This window comes from Citrobacter sp. Marseille-Q6884 (genome assembly GCF_945906775.1).
Classification (GTDB): domain Bacteria; phylum Pseudomonadota; class Gammaproteobacteria; order Enterobacterales; family Enterobacteriaceae; genus Citrobacter.
On sequence record NZ_CAMDRE010000001.1, the window covers coordinates 2,907,498 to 2,933,042 of the forward strand.

Consider the following 25,545-nt stretch of genomic DNA (forward strand, 5'->3'; position numbering starts at 1 on the left):
CAGGGGGCAAGGGATGTTGCTTAATAAAATGTGTGGTCGTCGGCTGTCGGCAATCAGTTTGTGCCTGGCCGTAACATTCGCTCCACTGTTCAATGCGCAGGCCGATGAGCCTGAAATGATTCCTGGCGACAGCTCAGCGGCCGTCAGTGAACAACCCACTGCGCTATCACAGCCGCAGGCACAGTCTTTCGCAACAGCCGTCATGGCAGGTATTCAGTCGTTGCCGGATGGCGCGTCAGTGGATAAAGCCCGCACGGAATTGCAATCTCAACTTCCGGCAGGTTTTTCGCCGGTGTATATGAGCCAACTGGAACTGCTGTACGCCGCACGCGAAATGAAACCGATGTGGGAAAATCGCGATGCGGTAAAGGCCTTTCAGCAACAGTTAGCTGAGGTCGCCATTGCCGGTTTTCAGCCGCAGTTTACCACCTGGGTTGCGTTACTGACTGACCCAGGCGTAACGGGGATGGCGCGAGATGCCGTACTCTCCGACGCGATGATGGGCTATCTTCACTTTATTGCCAATATCCCCGTCAAAGGTAACCGCTGGCTTTATAGCGATAAGCCTTATGCCTTAACGACGCCGCCCATTTCGGTCATTAACCAATGGCAGGTGGCTCTGGATAATGGTCAGTTAACCTCTTTCGTTGCCAGCCTGACACCTCAGCATCCACAATATGCTGTAATGCATGCGTCGTTGCTGAAGCTGGTGGGGGATTCACGTCCGTGGCCTCAACTCACCAGCACCACGACCTTGCGTCCGGGTGAATGGAGTAAAGACATTCCCGCGCTGCGTGAAATTTTGCGGCGTACCGGGATGCTGGAGACCACGGTCAGCACATCAGCTTCAGAAGGACGTGGCGCTTACGATCGCCAGCTTGTGGACGCGGTGAAGCGTTTTCAGACATGGCAGGGGCTTGGGGCCGACGGTACGATTGGTCCTGCCACGCGCGACTGGCTGAACGTGACGCCGGCACAACGCGCGGGTGTGCTGGCACTGAATATTCAGCGTTTACGTCTGCTGCCAGGCGATCTTTCTACCGGCATCATGGTGAATATTCCGGCTTATTCTCTGGTCTATTATCAGAACGGAAACCAGGTATTGGCTTCCCGCGTAATCGTCGGGCGTCCTGATCGTAAAACGCCCATGATGAGCAGTGCATTGAATAACGTGGTTGTTAACCCACCGTGGAACGTCCCGCCGACGTTGGCCCGTAAAGATATTCTGCCTAAGGTCTGGAACGATCCGGGATATCTTGAGCGCCATGGGTATACCGTGATGCGTGGCTGGAACAGTAAAGAGGCAATCGACCCGTGGCAGGTGGATTGGGCAACCATCACGCCATCAAATCTGCCGTTCCGCTTCCAGCAGGCGCCGGGCGCGCGTAACTCATTGGGACGCTATAAATTCAATATGCCAAGTTCCGATGCGATTTATCTGCACGATACGCCGAATCACAATTTGTTCCAGAAGGATACACGGGCGCTAAGCTCCGGCTGCGTGCGCGTGAACAAAGCGTCTGAACTGGCGAATATGCTGCTGCAGGATGCGGGCTGGAATGATACGCGCATCTCAGATGCCCTGAAGCAAGGGGATACGCGGTACGTCAATATTCGCCAGAATATTCCCGTCAATCTCTACTATCTGACCGCATTTGTTGGGGCCGATGGTCGTACTCAATATCGTACAGATATTTACAATTACGATCTGACTGCGCGATCCAGTGCACAAATTGTGTCAAAAGCTGAACAATTAATCAGATAAATGAAGCAGTTCGAGGAAAATGATTGTCGTAAGTTACGATGGAAACGGGGCAAAATCGCTGTAAGCCCCGTGTTTCCTGGGGTTGGGAGCCTTGACGTAGACTACTTAGCCAGATAAGGTTTCCCGCGTGCGCTGAAGCATATACACGATAACATTGACCTGTAGACCTTAATACCATGGACAAATTTGACGCTAATCGCCGCAAATTGCTGGCGCTTGGTGGCATTGCCCTCGGCGCTGCCATCCTGCCTACGCCTGCGTTTGCAACACTCTCTACCCCACGTCCGCGTATATTGACTCTGAATAACCTTCATACTGGCGAGTCAATTAAAGCAGAGTTTTTTGATGGCCGGGGCTATATTCAGGACGAATTAGCAAAACTTAACCACTTTTTCCGTGATTTTCGGGCCAATAAAGTAAAGTCCATCGACCCTGGATTGTTCGATCAGCTTTTCCGCCTGCAAGGCCTGTTGGGTACAAGTAAACCTGTACAGCTCATCTCCGGCTATCGCTCCATCGATACCAACAACGAATTGCGTGCGCGCAGCCGTGGTGTGGCAAAGAAAAGCTACCACACGAAAGGGCAGGCAATGGATTTCCATATTGAAGGTATCGCATTAAGTAATATTCGCAAAGCAGCGTTATCTATGCGCGCAGGTGGTGTAGGATACTACCCACGCAGTAACTTTGTGCATATTGACACCGGGCCTGCACGGCACTGGTGATCTGTAAGCTTAATGAAACAGGAGCTGTATGAATTATCGTATTATTCCGGTCACTGCATTCGCCCAGAATTGCTCGCTGATTTGGTGTGAGCAAACCCGTCTGGCGGCGCTGGTCGATCCCGGCGGCGATGCCGAAAAAATCAAACAGGAAGTGGATGCCAGCGGCCTGACGCTAATGCAGATCCTGCTTACCCACGGTCACCTTGACCACGTAGGGGCAGCCTCTGAACTGGCACAGCATTATGGCGTACCGGTTATCGGCCCGGAAAAAGAAGATGAGTTCTGGCTGCAGGGTCTTCCTGCTCAGAGTCGCATGTTTGGTCTCGGTGAGTGTGAACCGCTGACGCCTGATCGTTGGTTGAATGAAGGCGATCAGGTCAGCATCGGCAACGTGACATTACAGGTGTTGCATTGCCCTGGTCACACGCCAGGTCATGTGGTTTTCTTTGATAAACAGTCGCAGTTACTGATTTCAGGCGATGTGATTTTCAAAGGTGGCGTAGGGCGCAGTGATTTTCCGCGTGGCGATCACAGCCAACTGATTGACTCAATTAAACGTAAGCTGTTGCCTTTGGGTGACGATGTGACGTTTATTCCAGGTCACGGGCCGCTCTCAACGCTGGGTTACGAACGGTTGCATAACCCGTTCCTGCAGGATGAAATGCCTGTCTGGTAATGATGATGTCAGATAAATGAAAAAGGCCGCTTATGCGGCCTTTTTCGTGCGTAGTCGCTTACAGTACAGCGACAATCGCCTCGCACAGTGGCGCCATGTTATCTGGCGTCATTCCTGCCACGTTTACACGTCCGGAAGCGACAGCATAAACACCAAACTCTTCACGCAGACGCAGAACCTGTTCTTTGGTCAGGCCGCTGAAGGAGAACATGCCGTTCTGTTTGATGATAAAGCTGAAGTCGCGGTTAGCGCCTTTTTCCTGCAGCGTATTCACGAACAGCAGACGCATACGCTGAATGCGTTGACGCATATCAGTCAGTTCCTGCTCCCAGATAGCGCGCAGCGCGTCGTTGCTGAGAATCGTTGCGACAACCGATGCACCGTGTGCCGGTGGGTTGGAATAGTTCGCACGAATCGCAGACTTCATTTGGCTGAATGCACGGTCAACGGTTTCGGTATCGGCGGCAACCAACGTACAAGCGCCTACGCGCTCATTGTACAGGCCAAAGTTTTTGGAGTAGGAGCTGGCGACAATCAGTTCTTTGTGCAGCGCGGCGAATGCGCGCAGACCTTCGGCATCTTCTTCCAGACCACGGGCAAAGCCCTGATAAGCGAAGTCGAACAGCGGCAACCAACCTTTTTCGACAGACAGCTGCGCCAGCGTTTGCCACTGCTCCAGCGTTGGGTCAATACCGGTTGGGTTATGGCAGCAACCGTGGAACAACACCACGTCACCCGCCTGGGCTTCAGCCAGGCTTGCCAGCATGGCATCAAAGTCTAATGAATGGTTTTCCGCATCGTAATAGTTGTAGTCGCGAACTTCCAGACCCGCAGAGTTAAAGACGCTCTTGTGGTTCGGCCAGCTTGGATTACTCACCCACACGCGTTTTGCGGTGGTATTTTTTGCCAGAAAATCAGCAGCCACGCGCAGTGCGCCAGTACCGCCAGGGGTCTGTGCGGTACGTGCACGTTTGTCGTTAATCAGCACGCTACCTTTACCAAACAGCAATTCCTGAGTGCAACGACCAAACTCTGGAATACCGTCAATGCCAAGGTAGTTTTTGGTCGTTTCATTTTCCAGTATATATTGCTCGGCTTTTTTAACGCTGGTCAGCACCGGCGTTTTGCCTGTCTCATCTTTATATACACCGATTCCCAGATTTATTTTTCCTGGGCGGTCATCGGCACGAAACAAATCAGCCAGGCCCAAAATTGGGTCGGCAGGAGCGGCAGTAATGTTCTCAAACATGACGAGGTTCCATTGTGGTTACAGAAGGGAAGTCCGCTATCAGGTTAACGGTAGATTTACAAAATGCCAACTGTTAGCGATAAAAAGCAGGGCTGTTTTTTGAAGACGCAAGAATCCGCTGGCAGACATAAAAAAAACAGGACCGAAGTCCTGTTTTTTAGGCATTTAACAAAGAGGTCTGCTATTAGAACTGGTAAACGATACCCAGTGCAACGGTGTCGTCAGAGTTCACGCCCAGTTTGTTGTCAGAGTCGATCTGGTTGATCTGGTAGTCAACATAGGTGGACATATTTTTGTTGAAGTAGTAAGTGGCGCCTACTTCAATGTAGTTCACCAGATCTTCGTTACCCACGCCTTCTACGTCTTTCGCTTTAGATTTGTTGTAGGAGATGGACGGACGCAGACCGAAATCGAACTGGTACTGAGCGACAACAAAGAAGTCTTCAGTTTTGTTGGCGAAGCCGCTGGTGGTCACGCCATTCTGGGTGGTAGAGAGGCGGGTTGCGTTACGGGTTTCGCCGTAGTTCGCTGCCAGGTAGATGTTGTTCGCATCGTATTTCACGCCGGTCGCCCACTGCTCAGCTTTTTTCCCGCCGTTAGCGTAGAAGGAGTTTTGCTGTGCGTTGGTACGGTCGGCAGCGCCGTATGCACCAACGATACCGAAGCCATCCATTTCGTAGCTTACAGAACCGCCAACGCCGTCGCCGTTAGAGCGGCCAGTGTTGCCATCACGCTCGTTTTTACCCAGATACTGAACGCCGAAGTTCAGGCCATCAACCAGACCGAAGAAGTTAGAGTTACGGTAGGTTGCAACGCCGCCAACACGACCCACGAAGAAGTTGTCGCTGTATGCGGTATCACCACCAAACTCTGGCAGCATATCGGTGTAGCCCAGCGCATCGTAAACGATACCGTAGTTACGACCGTAGTCGAAGGAGCCTGCATCGCCAAATTTCAGACCAGCGAATGCCAGACGGGTTTTGTTGCCGTTCTGAGCGTCACTACCGCCTTCAGAGTTGTTACCGGCAAAGTTGTATTCCCACTGACCGTAACCAGTCAGGTCGGAATTGATCTGAGTTTCCCCTTTGAAACCAAGACGAGCATAAGTCTGATCGCCATCGTTATCAGCGTTGTCAGAGAAATAGTGCAGACCTACGGTTTTACCGTACAGATCCAGCTTGTTGCCATCTTTGTTATAAACTTCTGCAGCGTTCGCTGCCCCGGCTACCAGCAGAGCAGGGATAACCACTGCCAGAATATTGCGCTTCATCATTATTTATTACCCTCATTGGTTTTTATATGACACCTGCCACTGCCGCCAATAAATTCCGTCAATCAAAATTTACGGAACTATTGATGAGAGTTTGGTGTCTTTATGTGTCTGACAGGCATCTTTCCATTCAAACTAGCGTTTCGCTACCGTCAAAGTGCTACAAAGATAAAGATTTGGTTTCAAAAAGAAAAAATGTGTAACCAAATGTTATTTTTGTGCAACTTTGTGAACAACTTCAAATTTCAGGTGTCTTTGCGCTAATTATCACCGCCTATATTTCTATTTATATGATTTTCTTATGTTTAATTTGTATAACGTTCTTTTTTTGCGCATCTCCAGGAAAGAAGCATTTTTACAAGTGAGTATTTTTGGACGTCCGGAATGCTGTGTGAGTGGTTAAAAAATGGTCTATTGGATCAGAAAATGCTAATCCACAATAAAATTAGTGATTATTTTTTGTTCTAATGTGTTGCAGGGAAATATTAAGTAACAGGAAGAAATGAACAGAAGGATTGCGTTTGTGTCGAAAAGCGCGTCCACATCACATAAAAAAAGATGGGGACAGCGATATGAAAAAGGCCAGCAGTGCTGGCCTTTGTATTAGAAATGAACGATTAGAAGCTGGCGTTACGCGGTGTACGCGGGAACGGGATCACATCACGGACGTTCTGTACGCCAGTGACGTAAGCGATTAAACGCTCAAAGCCCAGACCGAAACCGGAGTGCGGTACGGTGCCGTAGCGACGCAGGTCACGGTACCACCAGTAATCTTCTTTGTTCAGGCCCATCTCCAGCATACGGGCATCAAGTACGTCCAGACGTTCTTCACGCTGAGAACCCCCGATGATTTCACCGATGCCCGGTGCCAGTACGTCCATCGCGGCAACGGTTTTACCGTCTTCGTTAAGGCGCATGTAAAATGCTTTAATATCTTTCGGGTAGTTCTTAACCACGACCGGTGCTTTGAAGTGCTCTTCGGCAAGATAACGCTCATGCTCAGAAGACAAGTCCACGCCCCAGTAAACCGGGTTCTCGAACGTTTTACCGCATTTTTCCAGAATGCTCACCGCGTCGGTGTAATCTACCTGCGCGAAGTCAGCCTCAATGAAGCGCTCCAGACGTGAAATCGCCTCTTTATCGACACGTTCGGCGAAGAATTTCATGTCGTCCGGACGTTCTTCCAGTACGGCTTTAAAGGCGTATTTCAGCATGGCTTCAGCCAGACCCGCGACATCGTTCAGATCGGCGAATGCCACTTCCGGCTCCAGCATCCAGAACTCAGCAAGGTGACGGCTGGTGTTGGAGTTTTCTGCACGGAAAGTCGGTCCAAAGGTGTAGATTTTGGACAGTGCACAGGCGTAGGTTTCACCGTTCAACTGACCTGAAACGGTCAGGAAAGCTTCTTTACCAAAGAAGTCTTTGTCGAAATCGACTTTACCCTGATCGTTACGCGGCAGGTTTTCCAGATCCAGCGTAGAAACGCGGAACATTTCACCGGCACCTTCCGTATCAGAAGCGGTAATCAGCGGTGTGGATACCCAAAAGAAACCCTGCTCGTGGAAAAAGCGATGCAGCGCCTGCGCCAGCGTATGACGTACACGTGCAACGGCACCAATCATGTTGGTACGCGGACGCATGTGCGCTACTTCACGCAGATACTCGATACTGTGACGCTTTGCCGCCATCGGGTAAGTATCTGGATCTTCAACCCAGCCCGTGACTTCAACCTCAGTGGCCTGAATTTCAAAGCTCTGTCCCTGTCCTGGTGACGCAACGACTTTACCCGTTACGATAACAGAACAGCCCGTCGTCAGACGTAATACGTCCTGATTGTAATTGGGCAGAGAATTATTGATGACGGCCTGTACAGGATCAAAGCAGGAACCGTCATAAACGGCGAGGAAGGAGATGCCAGCTTTTGAATCTCGGCGGGTACGCACCCATCCGCGCACGGTGACTTCGCTGTCAACGGCTACGCGGCCCTGGAGTACGTCGGCTACAGGCACAACGCTCATAATATTCTCTCTGTTAATAGTCGGAAATATAAACACATGTCCACCCGTAATGGGGGGATACCTATGTTACCTGGCATCTGTAATCAGACAAGCAGAATTCGTAGCTGGAACGAAAGATTTCGGAAATAAACATGAAAAGGGGGTCGAAAAGACCCCCTGAAGAGATTAACTGGCTTTTTTGATATGCGGAAGATCAAAGGCTTTACGCAGCGCGCGGACAAACGCTTTATCATGACAGATGGTTTTACCTGGGCTGTCTGACAGTTTCGCCACCGGTTTGCCATTGCATTCAACCAGCTTAATAACAATATTCAGCGGCTTCACCTGAGGAATGTTGCAGGTTAAGCGCGTTCCGATGCCAAAACTCAGCTGTACGCGAGAAGAGAAGTGGCGATAGAGTTCAATCGCTTTCTTCAGGTCAAGATTATCCGAGAACACCAGCGTTTTGCAGAGCGGGTCAATCCCCAGTTTCTCATAATGGGCTATGGCTTTTTCACCCCATTCCACCGGATCGCCTGAGTCGTGGCGCAACCCCTGATAACGGGTAGCAAACTCAACGCCAAAATCACGTAAAAACGCGTCCATGGTGATGCAGTCGGTCAGGGCAATGCCGAGCTGGTCGGGATATTCATTCAGCCATGCGGCAAGCGCAACGCGTTGGCTGGTGGCAAGCTCGGGGCTGATCTGTTGGTGCGCCTGGAACCATTCATGCGCCTGGGTGCCCATCGGTGTTAACGACAGTCGGCGAGCAAGATCATAGTTACTGGTGCCGACAAACCACGGCTCTTGCTGGAGACGTTTAACAATCGCTTGCTGTACTTCGCGTGAAAAACGACGACGGGTGCCGAAATCCATGAGATGGAAGCGGGACATATCGACATCTTTCGTTAAAGCAGAGAATTCGACTAGTTTGCCTTCCAGTTCATCCAGCGCCTGCGGGACACCGGATTCCGGTGAACGGTAACGGTGCACCAGCTCGCTAATAACAGCCAGCAACGGAACTTCCCACATGATCACTTCACGCCATGGACCTGTTAAACGGATGTTCAACTTACCATTATCATTAGTGACGCAGACCTGATCCGGGTTATAGCGGAAATCGCGTAACCAGGTGAGGTAATCCGCTTTAAAGAAGGGCAGGCCGGAGAGCCACTGGTACTCGTCCTCCTGAAGTCGCAGGTGTTGCATAGCATTCACCTGCTCACGAATAGCGTCGGCATAAATACCGAGCAGGTCATCGCCACGGCAACGAAATTCAGCCGCTACTTGCACATCATAGTAGTGGTGAAAAACGGCTTGCTGCATATGCAACTTATAAGCGTCTGTATCCAGCAGCGAGTGCAGAACAGGAGATGCGAATTGTGTCATAGGTGCGCAGTAGCATCCTCTCACGGGAGCGTTTAGTACAATAAACAACTAAGAAAACCGCTGGAGTATACCCTGTTTAGCGATTTATTGAACCCCGATCACACCATAAGCACGCTTTATGGTCGAGGGCAATTCGTGCCTCGTGTTATTAAAATGTAGCAAAAAGGGTGTTTGTGCCTGAAAAGATGAACATTCTGCGTAGCGCGTTTTACACAACAGGAATAGACTGAAGCCGGAACTCTACAAAAGATGCTAAAGGTTTTTTTATGACACAACAGCCACAAGCCAAATACCGTCACGACTATCGTGCACCGGATTACCAGATTACTGATATTGACTTGACCTTTGACCTGGATGCTGAAAAAACCGTGGTCACTGCCGTGAGCCAGGCTGTCCGTCATGGTGCCTCTGATGCGCCTCTGCGTCTGAATGGCGAAGACCTGACCCTGGTGTCTATCCACGTGAACGACGAACCGTGGACAGAGTATCAGGAAGAAGAGGGGGCGTTGGTCATTAGCCACCTGCCTGAGCGTTTTACGCTGCGTATTGTCAATGAGATAAGCCCGGCGGCAAATACCGCGCTGGAAGGACTGTATCAGTCCGGCGACGCACTGTGTACTCAGTGTGAAGCGGAAGGTTTCCGCCATATTACCTGGTATCTTGACCGCCCGGACGTACTGGCGCGGTTTACCACGAAGATTATTGCTGACAAAACCAAATATCCGTTCCTGCTTTCTAACGGTAACCGTATCGCGCAGGGCGAGCTGGAAAATGGCCGTCACTGGGTGCAGTGGCAGGATCCATTCCCGAAACCCTGCTATCTGTTCGCGCTGGTAGCCGGTGATTTCGATGTACTGAGCGATACCTTTACGACGCGCTCCGGGCGTGAAGTGGCGCTGGAACTGTATGTCGATCGCGGAAACCTGGATCGCGCCCCGTGGGCGATGACCTCGTTGAAAAATTCCATGAAGTGGGATGAAGAGCGTTTCGGCCTGGAGTATGACCTCGACATCTATATGATTGTCGCGGTGGACTTCTTTAATATGGGGGCGATGGAGAATAAAGGTCTGAACATCTTTAACTCCAAGTATGTGCTGGCGCGTACCGATACTGCGACCGACAAAGATTACCTCGATATTGAGCGCGTCATTGGCCATGAATATTTCCATAACTGGACCGGAAACCGCGTAACCTGCCGCGACTGGTTCCAGTTGAGTCTGAAAGAAGGCTTAACCGTATTCCGCGATCAGGAGTTCAGTTCCGATCTCGGTTCCCGCGCGGTAAACCGTATCAGTAACGTGCGTACGATGCGCGGCCTGCAGTTTGCCGAAGACGCCAGCCCGATGGCGCATCCTATCCGCCCGGATAAGGTCATTGAGATGAACAACTTCTATACCCTGACCGTGTACGAAAAGGGTGCAGAAGTGATTCGTATGATCCACACCCTGTTGGGCGAGTCTAATTTCCAGAAAGGGATGCAGCTCTATTTCGAGCGCCACGATGGTAGCGCCGCGACCTGTGACGATTTTGTGCAGGCGATGGAAGACGCTTCCAACGTCGATCTGTCTCATTTCCGTCGTTGGTATAGCCAGTCCGGTACACCCGTGGTGACCGTGCGTGATGACTACAATCCAGGCACCGAGCAGTACACGCTGACGATCAGTCAACGTACGCCTGCTACGCCGGATCAGGCGGAAAAGCAGCCGTTGCATATTCCTTTCGCCATTGAACTTTATGACAACGAAGGCAAAGTGATCCCGTTGCAAAAAGGCGGACATCCGGTGAATTCCGTGCTTAACGTCACCCAGGCGGAACAGACGTTTGTCTTTGATAACGTCTACTTCCAGCCGGTTCCGGCGTTGCTGTGCGAATTCTCTGCCCCGGTGAAACTGGAATATAAATGGAGCGATCAGCAACTGACATTCCTGATGCGTCACGCGCGTAACGATTTCTCCCGTTGGGATGCGGCGCAAAGCTTGCTGGCAACCTATATCAAACTGAACGTAGCCCGCCATCAGCAGGGTCAACCGCTGTCTCTGCCAGCGCACGTTGCGGATGCTTTCCGTGCAATCCTGCTTGATGAGAAGATCGACCCCGCGCTGGCGGCTGAGATCCTGACACTGCCTTCGGTAAACGAGATGGCTGAGCTGTTCGAGATTATCGATCCGGTGGCAATCACAGAGGTGCGTGAAGCGCTGACCCGTACGCTGGCTGCGGAGTTAGCGGATGAGTGCCTGGCCATTTATAACGCCAATCATCTTGATGAGTACCGTGTCGAACACGCTGATATCGGCAAACGTACGCTGCGCAATGCCTGCCTGCGCTTCCTCGCCTTTGGCGAAACGCATCTGGCGGACACACTGGTGAGCAAGCAGTACCGCGAAGCCAATAACATGACCGATGCGCTGGCGGCGCTGTCAGCCGCTGTTGCGGCGCAACTGCCATGTCGTGATGCGCTGATGCAGGAGTATGACGATAAGTGGCACCATGACGGTCTGGTGATGGATAAATGGTTTATCCTGCAATCCACCAGCCCGGCAGATAACGTGCTGAATACGGTACGCGGCCTGTTGAAGCATCGCTCTTTCAGCATGAGTAACCCAAACCGTATCCGTTCGCTGATTGGTGCCTTCGCGGGCAGCAACCCGGCGGCGTTCCACGCGGAAGATGGCAGCGGTTATCAGTTCCTGGTCGATATGCTCACCGAACTGAACAGCCGTAATCCGCAGGTGGCTTCACGTCTGATCGAACCGCTGATTCGTTTGAAACGCTATGATACGAAACGTCAGGCGAAGATGCGTGCGGCGCTGGAGCAACTGAAAGGACTGGAGAATCTCTCCGGCGATCTGTTCGAAAAAATCACGAAGGCACTCGCCTGATAAGTTGGCCGGATAGTGACGCTGATGCGTCTTATCCGGCCGCTTACAACCGGCTTTGATGTCAGAAAATCATCTTAAACACGCCTGTTACCACCAATAATCCAATCAGAAAAATAATTAAAATAACCCACAGCAGTATTTTCATTAACTTTCCCTTTTTTGGTAAGTTCATGCTGAGTATAGGAAGATATTGGAAAATTTTCCTGGCAACGCGGGTAAGCAGGTTACCGGTTGTTGGATTGCGATAGTTTTCTCGTCGCCCGCCTGGAGCGGCAATGGGGTAAAAACAGGTGGCTTAGCAGCAAAATCGGCTTTTTGCCGTAACACATAAAATATTAGTATTATTAATAATGTGTTATTTACTAGGTATATGTTTTTCCGATTATTTATTTTGATTTCCAAAGGTGTATTGCCACGCGTAACTAAAAAAGTGAGGGCGACAAGTCGTAATCTCTGCGCATCATTTCTTACCTGAAAACCTCATGAATCGTCATTCTGTTTTTATCGCCACGGCATGCCTGCCACTTTATCTTCTTATGTCCGGGTGTGCGCCCATGCATGATACCCGTCAGTTGCTGTCACAGCAGACGCCTGCTGCGAAGATGGATTCTACGTTACCCGCGGCGTTAAAAAATGGCTGGCCCGATAGCCAATGGTGGAAGGCGTATCATGACCCGCAGCTGAATGCGCTGATTGACAGCACGCTTCGAAATTCTCCCGATATGCAGGTCGCAGAACAACGTATTCAACTGGCTGAAGCGCAGGCGAAGGCTGTTGAGGCGCAGGACGGTCCACAAATTGATTTTTCCGCAGACGTTGAGCGTCAACGTATGTCTGCCGAGGGGCTGATGGGCCCATTCGCGCTCACCGATCCCGCAGCGGGTACGACGGGGCCGTGGTACACCAACGGCACATTGGGCTTAACTGCGGGCTGGGATCTGGATTTGTGGGGCAAGAATCGGGCAGAGGTGACGGCGCGTATTGGCGCGGTAAAAGCGCGTGAAGCAGAGCGGGAGCAAACCCGACAGTTGCTGGCAAGCGGGGTATCCCGTCTGTATTGGGAATGGCAGACGCAGGCTGCGCTGAAAACGGTGCTGATGCAAATCGAAACTGAGCAACAAAACGTGATTACCGTGAATCGCGAGCTGTATCAAAATGGCCTCACCTCCTCGGTAGAAGGTGTTGAAACCGATATCGATTCGCGCAAAACGGAGCAGCAACTGAACGATGTCAGCGGAAAAATGAAGGTGATCGAAGCGCGGTTGAGCGCGCTGACCAATACACAATCTTCTTTGTTGACGCTCCATACCGCGATGATGCCGGTGGTGGAAAGCCAGTTGCCGTCCCGGTTAGGTTATTCGCTGCTGGCGCGCCGCCCGGATTTGCAGGCTGCTCACTGGTACATAGAATCCTCACTGAGCAGTGTTGATGCGGCAAAAGCGGCGTTTTATCCCGACGTTAATCTGATGGCCTTCCTGCAGCAGGATGCGCTACATCTGAGCGATCTCTTCCGTCATTCCGCGCAACAAATGGGCGTGACTGCCGGGCTGACGCTGCCCATTTTTGACAGTGGCAGGCTGAACGCCAATCTCGACATGACCAAAGCGCAAAGCAACCTGACGGTGGCTAACTACAACAAAGCCGTGGTGGATGCGGTAAATGATGTGGCGCGCACCGCAACGCAAGTGGAAACGCTGGCACAGAAAAACCAGCATCAGCATCAAATCGAGCATGATGCGCAGCGCGTTGTGGAACTGGCACAGGCACGGTTCAATGCCGGCATCATTGCGGGCTCCCGCGTCAGTGAGGCTAAAATTCCGGCGTTACGTGAGCAGTGTAACGGTCTGATTTTACAAGGTCAGTGGCTGGACGCCTCGATTCAGTTGACCAATGCACTGGGCGGTGGGTACCACGCATCCTGATTGTCTGGCCCGGCAGATTTCTGTTTCGGGCCAGCGTTACTGTGCTTTTCGTTTGTTTCGCTGTTTCATCCACCAGCGGGTAGCAACCACAATGCCCACGATCAGAACCAGCCATACTCCGTGTTTGATGTGCTGATCGAGGCTGTGCAGCCAGGGAGCAACCACTTCTCCGCCAATATAGCCGAGGGTGGTAAACAGCAACGCCCAGACAACGGCCCCCAAAATATTCAGCGGAATAAAGATTTTTGGCGGTAAGTGGCTGGCGCCAATCAACAAGGGACCAATGACGCGAAATCCGTACATAAAGCGTGTACCGACCACGAACAGGTAAGGGCGTCGTTGGATCATTTTCTGCGCGTAATGAATTTTTGCCCGATGGCGGGAGAATCGGCGTAAAATTTTGCCGCCATACCGACGTCCGAGGAAAAAGAGCAACTGATCGCCAATCATTCCCCCCAGTGCGACGGAGATGACCACCAGCGGAAATTGAAGTAATCCCTGATGGGCGGCGACACCGCCGAGCAGGGTGATGGTTTCCCCTTCGGCCAGACTGCCAATCACCAATGCAGCGTAACCGTACTGCGCAATAATGCTGTTTATATCCATACGTTTGTATGACCTCCACACTCCTTAGCATACACCCTATGAATTATTGATGCCGTAAAAGCCCACTCAGCGCATCGGTATTTTGGCTGTGTACATAAAATAATCAAAAGCTGAATTATACTTGAAGTGTTGAGGTCCGGAGCTGACAAGAAGGGGGCGGTATGAACCATGTCTGGGGGCTGTTTTCCCATCCCGATCGTGAAATGCACGTGATCAACAGCGAAAACGAAACAGTTTCGCATCACTATACCCACCATGTACTGCTGATGGCGGCCATTCCCGTTGTCTGCGCATTTATCGGTACGACACAAATCGGCTGGAATTTTGGCGATGGCAACGTATTGCAACTCTCCCTGTTAACCGGATTTGCGATGGCAATTCTGTTTTACGGTGTGATGCTGGCAGGCGTGGCTGTCATGGGGCGGGTCATCTGGTGGATGGCGCGCAATTATCCGCAGCGTCCGTCGTTGGCACACTGTATGGTCTTTGCAGGCTATGTCGCCACACCGCTGTTTTTAAGTGGCCTGGTGGCCTTGTATCCACTGGTCTGGCTTTGCGCGTTAGTGGGGACAGTCGCGCTGTTTTACACCGGTTATTTACTCTATCTCGGCATTCCGACGTTCCTGAATATCAGCAAAGAGGAAGGCCTTAGCTTTTCCAGTTCAACGCTGGCGATTGGTGTCCTGGTGCTGGAAGTTCTGTTGGCGATAACGGTGATCCTGTGGGGTTATGGCTATCGGTTATTCTGACGGATAAACCTGTCTGCGCTGCATTGCTGGTGCAAAAGCCAGCAATGCAGCATTTCGAGATGATTCTTCTGTAGCGGCGACGCTGTCGGGTGGTTATGATGCCTGAGCTAGCTTGAGATAATCCTTATCTCTGGCGGTGTGCGTTGTCACGTGCGTGAATCCTTATCAGAAATCTCATCATGCTGAAATTCCGAGTTTCATTATTAAGCCTTGCCCTGGTGCTGGCTGTTCCTTTTGCACCCCAGGCCGTGGCGAAAACGGCCACGACTGCAGCCGCTTCTCAACCTGAGATTGCGTCCGGCAGTGCGATGATTGTTGATCTGAACACCAACAAAGTGATCTATTCGAACCACCCGGATCTCGTGCGTCCGATTGCGTCGATTACCAAATTAATGACAGCGATGGTTGTGCTTGATGCGCGGCTGCCGCTGGATGAAAAACTGAAAGTGGATATTAGTCAGACGCCGGAAATGAAAGGCATCTATTCCCGCGTACGCCTGAACAGCGAGATCAGCCGTAAAAACATGCTTCTGCTGGCGCTGATGTCGTCAGAAAACCGTGCGGCGGCGAGCCTCGCGCATCATTATCCGGGCGGCTACAACGCGTTTATCAAGGCGATGAATGCCAAAGCGAAGTCGCTGGGGATGACCCAGACGCGTTTTGTTGAACCGACGGGGCTATCCATTCACAACGTTTCGACTGCGCGTGATTTAACCAAGCTGCTGATTGCCAGCAAACAATATCCGCTGATTGGTCAGCTCAGTACGACCCGTGAAGATATGGCGACCTTTGCCAACCCGGCTTATACGCTGCCATTTCGCAACACGAACCATCTGGTGTACCGCGATAACTGGAATATTCAGTTAACCAAAACCGGGTTTACCAATGCGGCGGGTCACTGTCTGGTGATGCGTACGGTAATCAATAACAAGCCGGTTGCGCTGGTGGTGATGGATGCCTTCGGTAAATATACGCACTTTGCGGATGCCAGCCGTTTACGTACCTGGATTGAAACCGGCAAAGTGATGCCTGTTCCGGCGGCGGCGTTGAGCTATAAGAAACAAAAAGCCGCGCAGATGGCGGCGACCGGTTCAACAACGGGTGAACAAACCGCGCAGAACGATTAACGCGTTGGCGACACCTTTTCCGGCCTGCACATGAGTATTGATGTCGGCCGGGCAAGTGCAGCGCCTTCGGCAACGAGTCCGATGGCGCTGACGCTTCTCACTCCTGCGATTCTTTCCAGAACTTCTGCTTACTTGTCTTACCGATACCCGGATTCATGCTGTTAGTAGGGTCATTTTCGCGATAAAAACGCGTCAGTGTTTCCGGTGCTTTGTACAGGTGTCCCACGTTATGCTCTGCCGGGTACTGTGCCCCGCGTTCATGCAGCAATTCCAGCATTTGCTCTTTCAGTGCATGCGCATCCACGCCTTTCTTCACAATATAATCCTGATGGAAGACGTAGCACATAAAGTGGCCGTAATAGAGTTTGTGGACTAATTTGCTGTCAATTTCCGCCGGCAGATGCTCGTACCATTCGGTGTCGTTACGGCGCAGGGCAATATCCAGCGCCAGAATATCTTCAACGTCATCTGCGTGAACGGCCTGATAACGGATAGCCGCGCCAGCCGCCGCGAAGCGGTGCAGAAATGCCTTGCTGCCTTCTTCTGGCGTACAGGCAAAGAAATCCCCCTCGGCAGTTTTGAAATACTCGGTCAGCCAGCTTTGCGCTTCAGCGACACCGCCGCCTGCCATTTTCAACAACAGGTGGTGCTCGTATTTATCGCGCCAGCTTTTCATTCTCGCCGGCAAATGGCTGGGGAATAGATGGCCAAATTTCTGCATAGCCCGGTCAGTAAAGTGCGGGCGGAAAATTTTCACTTTTTCCAGCATCGCATCGGTGCGACCTTTCAGGGTAAAGAAGAACGGCATTTTGTCGGTGCCGAGCTTGTCGATCATTAAAAACGTGTCTTTACCGTATTTCTCAGCAATATCGTAAATATCGCGGTGCATATATTCACCGGCGACCGGCAGGTGCTCAAACTTCGCCAGAATATGACGACGGATCTCGGTCAGCACCTCTGGCTGGTTCGTGCCGATATAAAAGACTTGCTGGTTTTTCTCGGCTTCAAAGGTATCCAGACGCACGGCAAAAACTGCAAGTTTTCCCGCGCAACCGGAGGACTCAAACAAGCGATCCGGGTCCGCGTTGTAGCGAGCAGGGGTGTCGGCTTCAATATCTCTGACGCGGGTAATGTAATCGTGATCGTGCGCGTGACGGCCATCGTGGTGTACATCATTCTCCTTGATACGTTCGTCATCAAGGTTGCTGAGGATCTGCTCCGGCGTCTGACCCAGTTCAATGCCCAGGTGATTGACCAGCTGTAATTTACCCTGTTCATCAATGCGGGCAAACAGCGACATCTCTGTATATGCCGGGCCGCGCTGTACCAGCGAGCCGCCGGAGTTGTTGCAAATACCGCCAATGACGGAAGCACCAATACAGGAAGAACCGATCACCGAATGTGGCTCGCGACCAAAAGGTTTCAGCGCTTTTTCCAGCGAATAGAGCGTGGTGCCGGGATATGCCAGAACCTGTTCGCCTTTGCCGATGACGTGCAGCTTGTCGAGGCGCAGCGTGCTGATAATGACAATGTCGCGATCGTAATCGTTGCCGCTGGGTGTAGAGCCTTCGGTCAGGCCGGTATTGGCGGCCTGCATCAGAATAATTTTATCCGCGTTCACGCAGGCGTTCAGGACGCGCCACAGTTCTAATAGTGTGCCAGGAAAAACGACGGCGAGCGCATCGCCCTGACCAGAGCGAAAGCCCTTGCGATAACGGGCGGTTTTAGCGGGATCGGTGAGCAGGTGAGAATGACCCACCAGACGGGTCAGATCATTCAGAAAAGCTTTATTATCAATTGTTGTAATGGAAGACATTCTCCACTCCTTGTGGTGGGACTCAATATCAGGAACAAGCATAGCGCTTTGTATGACAATACGCTTTCTCATTTAGCTTGTCTTTGGGTTGAGTTGCATTCATTCACTCTGGTTTTGAAAATTCAGAGAATAACCTTAGCTTTCTTTGTCTCTCCCGTTTAGGCTTACGGCAAACTGCGGTTTTTGTTATATTTTCGCTGCCTCAGCGGGAAAAAATAAAGAGAGAATCAACATGAAATGGCTATGTTCTGTAGGTGTCGCGGTGAGCCTGGCGTTGCAGCCAGCGCTGGCGAACTCCCTGTTTGGTGACCATCCTTTGACACCTGAAGCACGGGATGCGTTTGTTACCGATTTACTCAAGCAAATGACCGTGGATGAGAAAATCGGGCAGTTACGACTGATAAGCGTCGGGCCTGATAACCCGAAAGAAGCCATCCGTGAGATGATCAAAGACGGGCAGGTGGGGGCAATTTTTAACACCGTTACGCGCCAGGATATCCGTAAAATGCAGGATCAGGTGATGGAACTCAGTCGCCTGAAAATCCCTCTCTTTTTCGCGTATGACGTGCTGCACGGCCAACGCACCGTATTTCCGATAAGCCTCGGTCTGGCATCCTCTTTTAATCTCGATGCAGTCAGAACGGTCGGTCGCGTTTCCGCTTATGAAGCCGCAGACGATGGCCTGAATATGACCTGGGCGCCGATGGTCGATGTCTCTCGCGATCCACGCTGGGGACGCGCTTCCGAAGGTTTCGGCGAGGACACGTATTTAACGGCCACAATGGGCAAAACCATGGTGGAAGCGATGCAGGGGAAAAGCCCGGCTGACCGCTATTCCGTGATGACCAGCGTCAAGCACTTTGCCGCCTATGGCGCAGTGGAAGGCGGCAAAGAGTACAACACCGTTGATATGAGCCCGCAGCGTTTGTTTAACGACTACATGCCGCCGTACAAAGCCGGGCTGGATGCCGGCAGCGGTGCGGTAATGGTGGGGCTTAATTCGCTTAACGGCACCCCGGCAACCTCTGATGCCTGGCTGCTGAAAGACGTCCTGCGCGACGAGTGGGGCTTTAAGGGGATTACGGTTTCCGATCATGGCGCCATTAAAGAACTGATCAAGCACGGCGCCGCCTCCGATCCTGAAGATGCTGTACGCGTGGCGATCAAGTCCGGCATTAACATGAGCATGAGCGACGAGTACTACAGTAAGTATCTGCCCGGCCTGATTAAGTCAGGCAAAGTCACGATGGCAGAGCTGGATGATGCGACGCGCCATGTGCTGAACGTGAAATATGATATGGGGCTGTTTAACGATCCGTACAGCCATCTGGGGGCGAAAGAGACTGACCCACAGGACACGAACGCAGAAAGTCGTTTGCATCGCAAAGAAGCGCGTGAAGTGGCGCGTGAAAGCCTGGTGCTGTTGAAGAACCGTCTGGAAACATTGCCGCTGAGCAAATCTGCGACCGTTGCGGTTGTCGGCCCGCTGGCAGACAGCAAACGTGATGTGATGGGCAGTTGGTCAGCTGCGGGTGTTGCCGATCAATCTGTGACGGTGCTGACGGGCATTAAAAACGCGTTGGGTGAGAAAGGCAAAGTGGTCTATGCCAAAGGAGCCAATATCACTAACGATAAAGGCATTGTCGATTTCCTCAATTTGTACGAAGAGGCAGTGAAGGTAGACCCGCGCTCTCCACAGGCGATGATCGACGAAGCTGTTAATGCCGCGAAGCAATCTGATGTGGTCGTGGCGGTGGTCGGTGAGGCACAAGGCATGGCACATGAAGCCTCCAGCCGTACTGATATCACTATCCCGCAGAGCCAGCGAGACCTGATTGCGGCACTGAAAGCGACCGGTAAACCACTGGTACTGGTGCTCATGAACGGTCGTCCGTTAGCGTTGGTGAAAGAAGATCAGCAGGCCGATGCGATTCTGGAAACCTGGTTCGCGGGTACGGAAGGCGGTAACGCGATTGCGGATGTGCTGTTTGGCGATTACAACCCGTCAGGTAAGCTGCCGATGTCCTTCCCGCGTTCTGTCGGGCAGATCCCGGTCTATTACAGCCATTTGAATACCGGTCGTCCGTATAACGCCGATAAGCCGAATAAATACACCTCGCGCTACTTTGACGAAGCGAATGGGCCGCTGTATCCCTTTGGCTACGGCCTGAGCTACACCACCTTCACCGTGTCTGATGTGAAACTTTCATCGCCGACAATGAAACGTGACGGAACGGTAACTGCCAGCGTGCAGGTGACCAATACCGGTAAGCGCGAAGGTGCGACGGTCATTCAGATGTATTTGCAGGATGTGACTGCCTCAATGAGCCGTCCGGTAAAACAGCTGAAAGGGTTTGAGAAAGTCAATCTCAAGCCAGGCGAGACGCAGACTGTCAGTTTCCCGATTGATATTGACGCGCTGAAATTCTGGAACCAGCGTATGAAATACGATGCGGAACCGGGCAAATTTAACGTCTTTATCGGCGTTGATTCTGCACGGGTGAAACAGGGTGAGTTTGAACTGCTGTAATTGATTGCGAACAAAGGCCGGGTTCCCGGCCTTTTCTTTTTGCGCATCGGGCGCTGCCAGGCGTTACTTATCACCAGGTTACTGGGAATAATTTCCTTCTTTAGCCTCCCATTGGCAGGTTAATGCCAGATTTTTCAACTATGCTTTTTCCTCTGCGCCCTGAAAAGGGCAGTAAAAGGATGAGGAGAGCAGCATGAAAATCTCAACGGTATGGCCGGGTGCGTTGGCGCTATTAGCCGCAATGAGCGTACCCGTGCAGGCCGCATCGCCGGTGACGGTCGGTTCAAAAATAGATACTGAAGGCGCGCTGCTCGGCAACATTATTTTGCAGGTGCTTGAAAGCCACGGTGTCAAAACGGTCAACAAAGTGCAACTGGGAACCACGCCTGTGGTTCGTGGGGCGATTACGTCTGGTGAACTGGATATCTACCCGGAATACACCGGCAATGGCGCCTTTTTCTTTAAAGATGAAAACGATCCGGCGTGGAAAAATGCTCAGGCTGGTTTTGAAAAAGTCAAAAAGCTGGATGCGGAACAAAATAAGCTGGTCTGGTTAACACCTGCGCCAGCCAATAACACCTGGACCATCGCGGTACGCCAGGATGTTGCCCAAAAGAACAAACTCGTTTCACTTGCTGATCTGGGGCGCTATCTGAAAGAGGGCGGTACGTTCAAACTGGCGGCTTCCGCGGAATTTATTGAACGTGCCGATGCGCTACCCGCTTTTGAAAAAGCCTATGATTTTACGCTGAATCAGAATCAGCTTTTATCCCTGGCGGGAGGCGATACCGCAGTGACTATTAAAGCCGCAGCGCAGCAAACCTCGGGCGTCAATGCGGCGATGGCCTACGGGACCGATGGACCTGTTGCGGCACTGGGACTACAAACTTTAACCGATCCGAAAAGTGTTCAGCCTATTTATGCGCCTGCACCGGTCGTGCGTGAGTCGGTTCTGAAGGCCTACCCGGAAATGGGGGAATGGCTGAAGCCCGTATTCGCGAGCCTGGATGAAAAAACGTTGCAACAACTCAACGCCAGTATCGCCGTTGAAGGGCTGGATGCGAAAAAGGTCGCAGCAGACTACCTGAAGCAAAAAGGTTGGGTGAAGTAACCCGGTTTGCATCAGGTGAGGGCCGTGCCAAAAATATCGTTTAACCGGGTGCTGTTGCTGCTGGTTTTTTTGCTCATGGCCGCCGCAGCGCTTCCGTTTGTCAGTTATGCGCCTAACCGTCTGGTCTCCGGCGAAGGTCGCCAGCTCTGGGATATCTGGCCCGGTGCTGTATGGGGACTGGCGGCGGTATTGTTGTTGCTGGTGTTTTTGTGCGTGTTGCCAGGTAAATCTGGCGGCGTGTTAACGCTTATCGCGACGCAACTGTTGGTGATTGTGGCACTGTTTGCCGCGGGTAAAACGGCCACTTATCTTGCGCAGACGGGGAGTCCGCTGGCGAGAACCAGCCTCGGTAGTGGCTTCTGGCTGGCACTGGGGCTACTGCTGCTGGCCGCCAGCGATGCCATTCGTCGTATCACCGCACAGCCGCTCTGGCGTTGGGTTCTGCATACGCAAATTATCATTGTGCCGCTGGCGTTGCTGTTGTCGGGCACTTTCAATGACCTTTCTCTGCTCAAAGAGTATGCCAATCGTCAGGATGTCTTTGATGATGCGCTGGCGCAGCATCTGACGATTCTGGTAGGCACTGTCGTTCCCGCGCTGCTCATTGGCGTCCCGCTGGGCATCTGGTGCGCTTTATCCAGCGCGCGTCAGGGACCGGTCTTTGCCGTGCTCAACATAATACAAACCATTCCCTCGGTGGCGTTGTTTGGTCTGTTGATTGCGCCACTGGCGGGTCTGGTGACGTTCTTTCCCTGGCTAAGTACGTTTGGCGTTGCGGGAACCGGACTGACGCCGGCGCTGATTGCGCTGGTGCTCTATGCGCTCTTACCGCTGGTGCGCGGCGTCGTGGCCGGGTTGAATCAGGTTCCGCATGATGTACTGCAAAGCGCCCGGGCAATGGGCATGAGTTCGCGTCAACGTTTTTGGGCGGTACAACTGCCACTGGCATTACCGGTCTTCTTGCGCAGTTTGCGTGTGGTGATGGTGCAGACGGTGGGGATGGCCGTCATTGCCGCGCTGATCGGTGCCGGCGGATTTGGCGCGCTGGTCTTTCAGGGATTACTCAGTAGCGCTGTGGATTTAGTGTTATTGGGCGTGATCCCGGTAGTTGTGCTGGCAGTACTGATTGATGCGTTGTTTGATTTAGGCTTAGCCCTGCTGAAGGTGACAAACGATGATTGAATTTAGCCATGTCAGTAAAACCTATGGTCAACAAACGGCAGTCAACGATCTCAATCTGCACTTTCGTGAAGGCAGCTTTTCAGTGTTAATTGGTACGTCGGGTTCGGGGAAGTCCACCACACTGAAAATGATTAATCGGCTGGTTGAGCATGACAGCGGGCAGATCCGCTTTGCCGGTGAGGAGATCCGCAGCCTGCCCGTGCTGGAGCTACGTCGGCGTATGGGCTATGCCATTCAATCTATCGGGTTGTTTCCGCACTGGACCGTAGCGCAGAACATTGCCACCGTACCGAAATTGCGCAAATGGTCGCGTGCACGTATTGATGACAGAACGGACGAACTGATGGCGCTGTTGGGCCTGGAGGCGGAGTTACGTCACCGTTATCCGCATCAGCTTTCCGGTGGGCAGCAGCAACGGGTGGGGGTGGCGCGAGCGCTGGCGGCAGACCCTCAGGTATTGCTGATGGATGAACCTTTTGGCGCGCTGGATCCGGTGACACGCAGTGCTTTACAGCAAGAGATGACCCGCATTCACCGTCTTCTTGGACGCACGATTGTGCTGGTGACGCACGATATCGATGAGGCGTTGAGGCTGGCTGAACATCTGGTGCTTATGGATGCGGGCGAGGTTGTACAGCAAGGTACGCCATTATCGATGCTGACCGCGCCGGCGAATGAATTTGTACAAACCTTTTTTGGCCGAAGTGAACTGGGTGTACGGTTATTGTCGCTGCGGACAGTCGGCGACTTTATGCGACCCGATCCCCATCCGGGCGGCGAACCGCTGGTGGATGAGATGACGCTACGTGATGCGCTCTCAGTTTTCGTGGCTCGCGGTTGCGAAGTCTTACCGGTCGTTAACGCGCAAGGCGTTGCCTGCGGCACGCTCCATTTTCACGATCTGCTTTCGGAGATGCCGCACAGTGAAACGTCTGTCTGATCCGCTGCTCTGGCTGATTGTGCTTTTTTTGCTCCTGCTGATGGGCTTGCCCCACAGCCAGGCGCTGTTTGGCGCGTTGTTTCCGCAGTTGCCGCGTCCGGTTTATCAGCAGGAAAGTTTTATCGCACTGGCGCTGGCCCATTTTGGTCTGGTGGGGATTTCCAGCCTGGTGGCAGTCATTATCGGTACAGGGGCCGGGATAGCGGTAACCCGTTCGTGGGGAACTGAGTTTCGTCCACTGGTCGAAACGATAGCCGCAGTGGGGCAAACTTTTCCGCCGGTCGCCGTGTTGGCCATTGCGGTACCCGTCATGGGGTTCGGCCCGGAGCCAGCCATTATTGCGCTGATCCTTTACGGTGTACTGCCTGTCTTACAGGCAACGTTGGCAGGGCTTGGCGGGATATCGGCCAGCGTGATGGATATCGCCAGTGGAATGGGGATGAGTCGCGGGCAACGGCTGCGCAAAGTGGAGCTTCCACTGGCAGCTCCGGTCATCCTGGCCGGGATTCGCACGTCGGTGATTATTAATATTGGTACCGCGACAATTGCCTCAACCGTTGGGGCGAACACGCTGGGAACGCCAATAATCATCGGGTTGAGCGGATTTAATACGGCCTATGTGATTCAGGGGGCGCTGCTGGTCGCGTTGGCGGCAGTCATTATTGATCGCGGGTTTGAGCGATTAGCGCAACACCTTACCCGGCACGCAAAATAAAGGTATAGCCTGCCAGCATTACACCGCCGATACCGCCGATGGCCATCAGCAGGAAGAGGGTTATCACACCAATTTTAGCTGCGCTCATTATGTACTCCTTAAGTTAATAAAAGGATTGTACACGTTTGTTAATGGAATATTAAATACCGAGTGGATAAATATCGTGTCCCAGCGCACGCCATTCACTTAACTGTTGTTGCTGAGCGGATGTTTGGCTTTCTCCGCACCAGACAAGTAACGTTCGTCCCTCAAACAGCTCCGGTCGTAGTTGGGTTAACGAATGAGCCAGCACGTCAACTCGCCATCCCTGCTGGCTGGCGACCCAGGCTTCCAGCCACAGTCGGGTGGTATCATGAACATTCCAGCCAACGACCAGGGCATCTTTACCCTGTTTTTTGCGCGCGCTGTTAAGGCAAATCGCAATGTAATTAATGAGGACGCCATCCAGGATCCCCAGTAACGCCTGGAGGACAGGTTGCTGACATTGCAGGCGGCGGCGTAAAGGCGTGAACAAATGCGTGTTGAGCGTCTGTGCGGGATAATCCTGACCACGCTCTTTGATCCACAGCCTGAGGCTATGCAAATTATTATTTTGCAAATAGCTCAATAGCGTTTCTTGTTGTTCGCGCCAACCGTTATGTGCATCAATGCTCTCATTGCTGAGTAACGTTTTGACCTTACTGACCTGAACGCCATTGTTTATCCAGCGTTTTATCTCGCGGATCCTGTCGATGTCTGCATCGTTAAACAGGCGATGCCCACCGTCCGTCCGCTGCGGTTTTAGTAATCCATAACGCCTCTGCCACGCGCGTAAAGTGACAGGGTTGATATCACAAAGCAAAGCCACTTCACCTATTGTGTAAAGCGCCATCGTTGTCTCACTCTTGCTCGCGAGGT

At 52.3% G+C, this 25,545-nt stretch carries 20 protein-coding genes; 12 read left to right on the forward strand and 8 right to left on the reverse strand.

What is annotated here, in order from left to right:
• Positions 1 to 13: 13 nt before the first annotated feature.
• The 3 genes from ldtD (at position 14) to N7268_RS13785 (ending at position 3,166) form a co-directional block, all read left to right on the forward strand.
• On the forward strand, positions 14 to 1,765 hold the full coding sequence (gene ldtD / locus N7268_RS13775) for a L,D-transpeptidase (protein ID WP_260863314.1): 1,752 nt from the start codon (positions 14 to 16) through the stop codon (positions 1,763 to 1,765).
• Between the two features lie 176 nt (positions 1,766 to 1,941).
• Entirely contained in the window at positions 1,942 to 2,490 is a 549-nt protein-coding gene (locus N7268_RS13780) for a YcbK family protein (protein ID WP_198904685.1), read from the forward strand.
• A 28-nt stretch (positions 2,491 to 2,518) separates the two neighbouring features.
• Complete coding sequence (locus N7268_RS13785) at positions 2,519 to 3,166, forward strand: MBL fold metallo-hydrolase (RefSeq protein ID WP_260863315.1); 648 nt, start codon at positions 2,519 to 2,521, stop codon at positions 3,164 to 3,166.
• 58 nt (positions 3,167 to 3,224) lie between these two features.
• Here N7268_RS13785 and aspC read toward each other — a convergent pair whose 3' ends face one another.
• From aspC to pncB, 4 genes are all read right to left on the reverse strand, one after another.
• A complete protein-coding gene (gene aspC, locus N7268_RS13790) occupies positions 3,225 to 4,415 on the reverse strand; it encodes an aspartate transaminase (RefSeq protein WP_260863316.1) in 1,191 nt (396 codons plus the stop codon).
• A gap of 184 nt (positions 4,416 to 4,599) precedes the next feature.
• Positions 4,600 to 5,688 carry a porin OmpF gene (ompF, locus tag N7268_RS13795; RefSeq protein WP_260863317.1) on the reverse strand — a complete coding sequence of 363 codons (1,089 nt, stop codon included), beginning with the start codon at positions 5,686 to 5,688 and terminating at the stop codon, positions 4,600 to 4,602.
• A gap of 614 nt (positions 5,689 to 6,302) precedes the next feature.
• Positions 6,303 to 7,703, reverse strand: coding sequence for an asparagine--tRNA ligase (gene asnS, locus N7268_RS13800; protein ID WP_198904681.1), 1,401 nt, complete (start codon positions 7,701 to 7,703; stop codon positions 6,303 to 6,305).
• Between the two features lie 165 nt (positions 7,704 to 7,868).
• Positions 7,869 to 9,071 (reverse strand): nicotinate phosphoribosyltransferase, encoded by a 1,203-nt coding sequence (pncB, locus tag N7268_RS13805; RefSeq protein WP_260863318.1) that lies wholly within the window; start codon positions 9,069 to 9,071, stop codon positions 7,869 to 7,871.
• A 266-nt stretch (positions 9,072 to 9,337) separates the two neighbouring features.
• Between pncB and pepN the strand changes: the two genes are divergently transcribed.
• The gene (pepN, locus tag N7268_RS13810) at positions 9,338 to 11,950 is read left to right on the forward strand and encodes an aminopeptidase N (protein ID WP_260863319.1); all 2,613 of its coding nucleotides are present in this window, start codon (positions 9,338 to 9,340) and stop codon (positions 11,948 to 11,950) included.
• Positions 11,951 to 12,432: 482 nt separating this feature from the next.
• On the forward strand, positions 12,433 to 13,872 hold the full coding sequence (mdtQ, locus tag N7268_RS13815; RefSeq protein WP_260863320.1) for a multidrug resistance outer membrane protein MdtQ: 1,440 nt from the start codon (positions 12,433 to 12,435) through the stop codon (positions 13,870 to 13,872).
• Positions 13,873 to 13,908: 36 nt separating this feature from the next.
• Here the strand turns inward: mdtQ and N7268_RS13820 are convergent, their stop codons facing one another.
• Positions 13,909 to 14,478: a DedA family protein gene (locus N7268_RS13820; RefSeq protein WP_260863321.1), complete on the reverse strand. Its 570-nt coding sequence runs from the start codon at positions 14,476 to 14,478 to the stop codon at positions 13,909 to 13,911.
• A gap of 161 nt (positions 14,479 to 14,639) precedes the next feature.
• On the opposite strand from N7268_RS13820, the gene N7268_RS13825 reads away from it, so the two are divergent.
• Together N7268_RS13825 and pbpG are read left to right on the forward strand one after the other, a co-directional pair.
• Complete coding sequence (locus N7268_RS13825; RefSeq protein WP_198904661.1) at positions 14,640 to 15,227, forward strand: Yip1 family protein; 588 nt, start codon at positions 14,640 to 14,642, stop codon at positions 15,225 to 15,227.
• A gap of 179 nt (positions 15,228 to 15,406) precedes the next feature.
• Positions 15,407 to 16,354, forward strand: a complete 948-nt coding sequence (gene pbpG / locus N7268_RS13830) for a D-alanyl-D-alanine endopeptidase (protein WP_260863322.1) — start codon at positions 15,407 to 15,409, stop codon at positions 16,352 to 16,354.
• Positions 16,355 to 16,451: 97 nt separating this feature from the next.
• Here the strand turns inward: pbpG and dld are convergent, their stop codons facing one another.
• Positions 16,452 to 18,170 (reverse strand): D-lactate dehydrogenase, encoded by a 1,719-nt coding sequence (dld, locus tag N7268_RS13835; protein ID WP_260863323.1) that lies wholly within the window; start codon positions 18,168 to 18,170, stop codon positions 16,452 to 16,454.
• Between the two features lie 232 nt (positions 18,171 to 18,402).
• On the opposite strand from dld, the gene bglX reads away from it, so the two are divergent.
• The 5 genes from bglX (at position 18,403) to N7268_RS13860 (ending at position 24,648) form a co-directional block, all read left to right on the forward strand.
• Positions 18,403 to 20,700, forward strand: a complete 2,298-nt coding sequence (bglX, locus tag N7268_RS13840) for a beta-glucosidase BglX (RefSeq protein ID WP_260863324.1) — start codon at positions 18,403 to 18,405, stop codon at positions 20,698 to 20,700.
• A 193-nt stretch (positions 20,701 to 20,893) separates the two neighbouring features.
• Positions 20,894 to 21,811, forward strand: a complete 918-nt coding sequence (locus tag N7268_RS13845) for an ABC transporter substrate-binding protein (RefSeq protein ID WP_260863325.1) — start codon at positions 20,894 to 20,896, stop codon at positions 21,809 to 21,811.
• 75 nt (positions 21,812 to 21,886) lie between these two features.
• Positions 21,887 to 22,993, forward strand: a complete 1,107-nt coding sequence (locus tag N7268_RS13850; protein WP_260863555.1) for an ABC transporter permease — start codon at positions 21,887 to 21,889, stop codon at positions 22,991 to 22,993.
• A complete protein-coding gene (locus tag N7268_RS13855; RefSeq protein ID WP_260863326.1) occupies positions 22,986 to 23,933 on the forward strand; it encodes an ABC transporter ATP-binding protein in 948 nt (315 codons plus the stop codon). Before N7268_RS13850 ends, N7268_RS13855 begins: the two co-directional genes overlap by 8 nt.
• Positions 23,917 to 24,648 carry an ABC transporter permease gene (locus N7268_RS13860; RefSeq protein WP_260863327.1) on the forward strand — a complete coding sequence of 244 codons (732 nt, stop codon included), beginning with the start codon at positions 23,917 to 23,919 and terminating at the stop codon, positions 24,646 to 24,648. The genes N7268_RS13855 and N7268_RS13860 overlap by 17 nt, the downstream gene beginning before the upstream one ends.
• On the opposite strand, the gene N7268_RS13865 is transcribed toward N7268_RS13860, so the two are convergent.
• Positions 24,629 to 24,736 carry a protein YohO gene (locus N7268_RS13865; protein ID WP_003027354.1) on the reverse strand — a complete coding sequence of 36 codons (108 nt, stop codon included), beginning with the start codon at positions 24,734 to 24,736 and terminating at the stop codon, positions 24,629 to 24,631. The genes N7268_RS13860 and N7268_RS13865 overlap by 20 nt on opposite strands.
• A gap of 51 nt (positions 24,737 to 24,787) precedes the next feature.
• Positions 24,788 to 25,519 carry an HTH-type transcriptional regulator MlrA gene (gene mlrA, locus N7268_RS13870; protein ID WP_260863328.1) on the reverse strand — a complete coding sequence of 244 codons (732 nt, stop codon included), beginning with the start codon at positions 25,517 to 25,519 and terminating at the stop codon, positions 24,788 to 24,790.
• Positions 25,520 to 25,545: the final 26 nt, after the last annotated feature.

Bases quoted from the DNA above. Each gene is read 5' to 3' on its own strand.
- ldtD (WP_260863314.1), top strand. From the start codon at position 14: ATGTTGCTTAATAAAATGTGTGGTCGTCGGCTGTCGGCAATCAGTTTG.
- N7268_RS13780 (WP_198904685.1), top strand. From the start codon at position 1,942: ATGGACAAATTTGACGCTAATCGCCGCAAATTGCTGGCGCTTGGTGGC.
- N7268_RS13785 (WP_260863315.1), top strand. From the start codon at position 2,519: ATGAATTATCGTATTATTCCGGTCACTGCATTCGCCCAGAATTGCTCG.
- aspC (WP_260863316.1), bottom strand. From the start codon at position 4,415: ATGTTTGAGAACATTACTGCCGCTCCTGCCGACCCAATTTTGGGCCTG.
- ompF (WP_260863317.1), bottom strand. From the start codon at position 5,688: ATGATGAAGCGCAATATTCTGGCAGTGGTTATCCCTGCTCTGCTGGTA.
- asnS (WP_198904681.1), bottom strand. From the start codon at position 7,703: ATGAGCGTTGTGCCTGTAGCCGACGTACTCCAGGGCCGCGTAGCCGTT.
- pncB (WP_260863318.1), bottom strand. From the start codon at position 9,071: ATGACACAATTCGCATCTCCTGTTCTGCACTCGCTGCTGGATACAGAC.
- pepN (WP_260863319.1), top strand. From the start codon at position 9,338: ATGACACAACAGCCACAAGCCAAATACCGTCACGACTATCGTGCACCG.
- mdtQ (WP_260863320.1), top strand. From the start codon at position 12,433: ATGAATCGTCATTCTGTTTTTATCGCCACGGCATGCCTGCCACTTTAT.
- N7268_RS13820 (WP_260863321.1), bottom strand. From the start codon at position 14,478: ATGGATATAAACAGCATTATTGCGCAGTACGGTTACGCTGCATTGGTG.
- N7268_RS13825 (WP_198904661.1), top strand. From the start codon at position 14,640: ATGAACCATGTCTGGGGGCTGTTTTCCCATCCCGATCGTGAAATGCAC.
- pbpG (WP_260863322.1), top strand. From the start codon at position 15,407: ATGCTGAAATTCCGAGTTTCATTATTAAGCCTTGCCCTGGTGCTGGCT.
- dld (WP_260863323.1), bottom strand. From the start codon at position 18,170: ATGTCTTCCATTACAACAATTGATAATAAAGCTTTTCTGAATGATCTG.
- bglX (WP_260863324.1), top strand. From the start codon at position 18,403: ATGAAATGGCTATGTTCTGTAGGTGTCGCGGTGAGCCTGGCGTTGCAG.
- N7268_RS13845 (WP_260863325.1), top strand. From the start codon at position 20,894: ATGAAAATCTCAACGGTATGGCCGGGTGCGTTGGCGCTATTAGCCGCA.
- N7268_RS13850 (WP_260863555.1), top strand. From the start codon at position 21,887: ATGGCCGCCGCAGCGCTTCCGTTTGTCAGTTATGCGCCTAACCGTCTG.
- N7268_RS13855 (WP_260863326.1), top strand. From the start codon at position 22,986: ATGATTGAATTTAGCCATGTCAGTAAAACCTATGGTCAACAAACGGCA.
- N7268_RS13865 (WP_003027354.1), bottom strand. From the start codon at position 24,736: ATGAGCGCAGCTAAAATTGGTGTGATAACCCTCTTCCTGCTGATGGCC.
- mlrA (WP_260863328.1), bottom strand. From the start codon at position 25,519: ATGGCGCTTTACACAATAGGTGAAGTGGCTTTGCTTTGTGATATCAAC.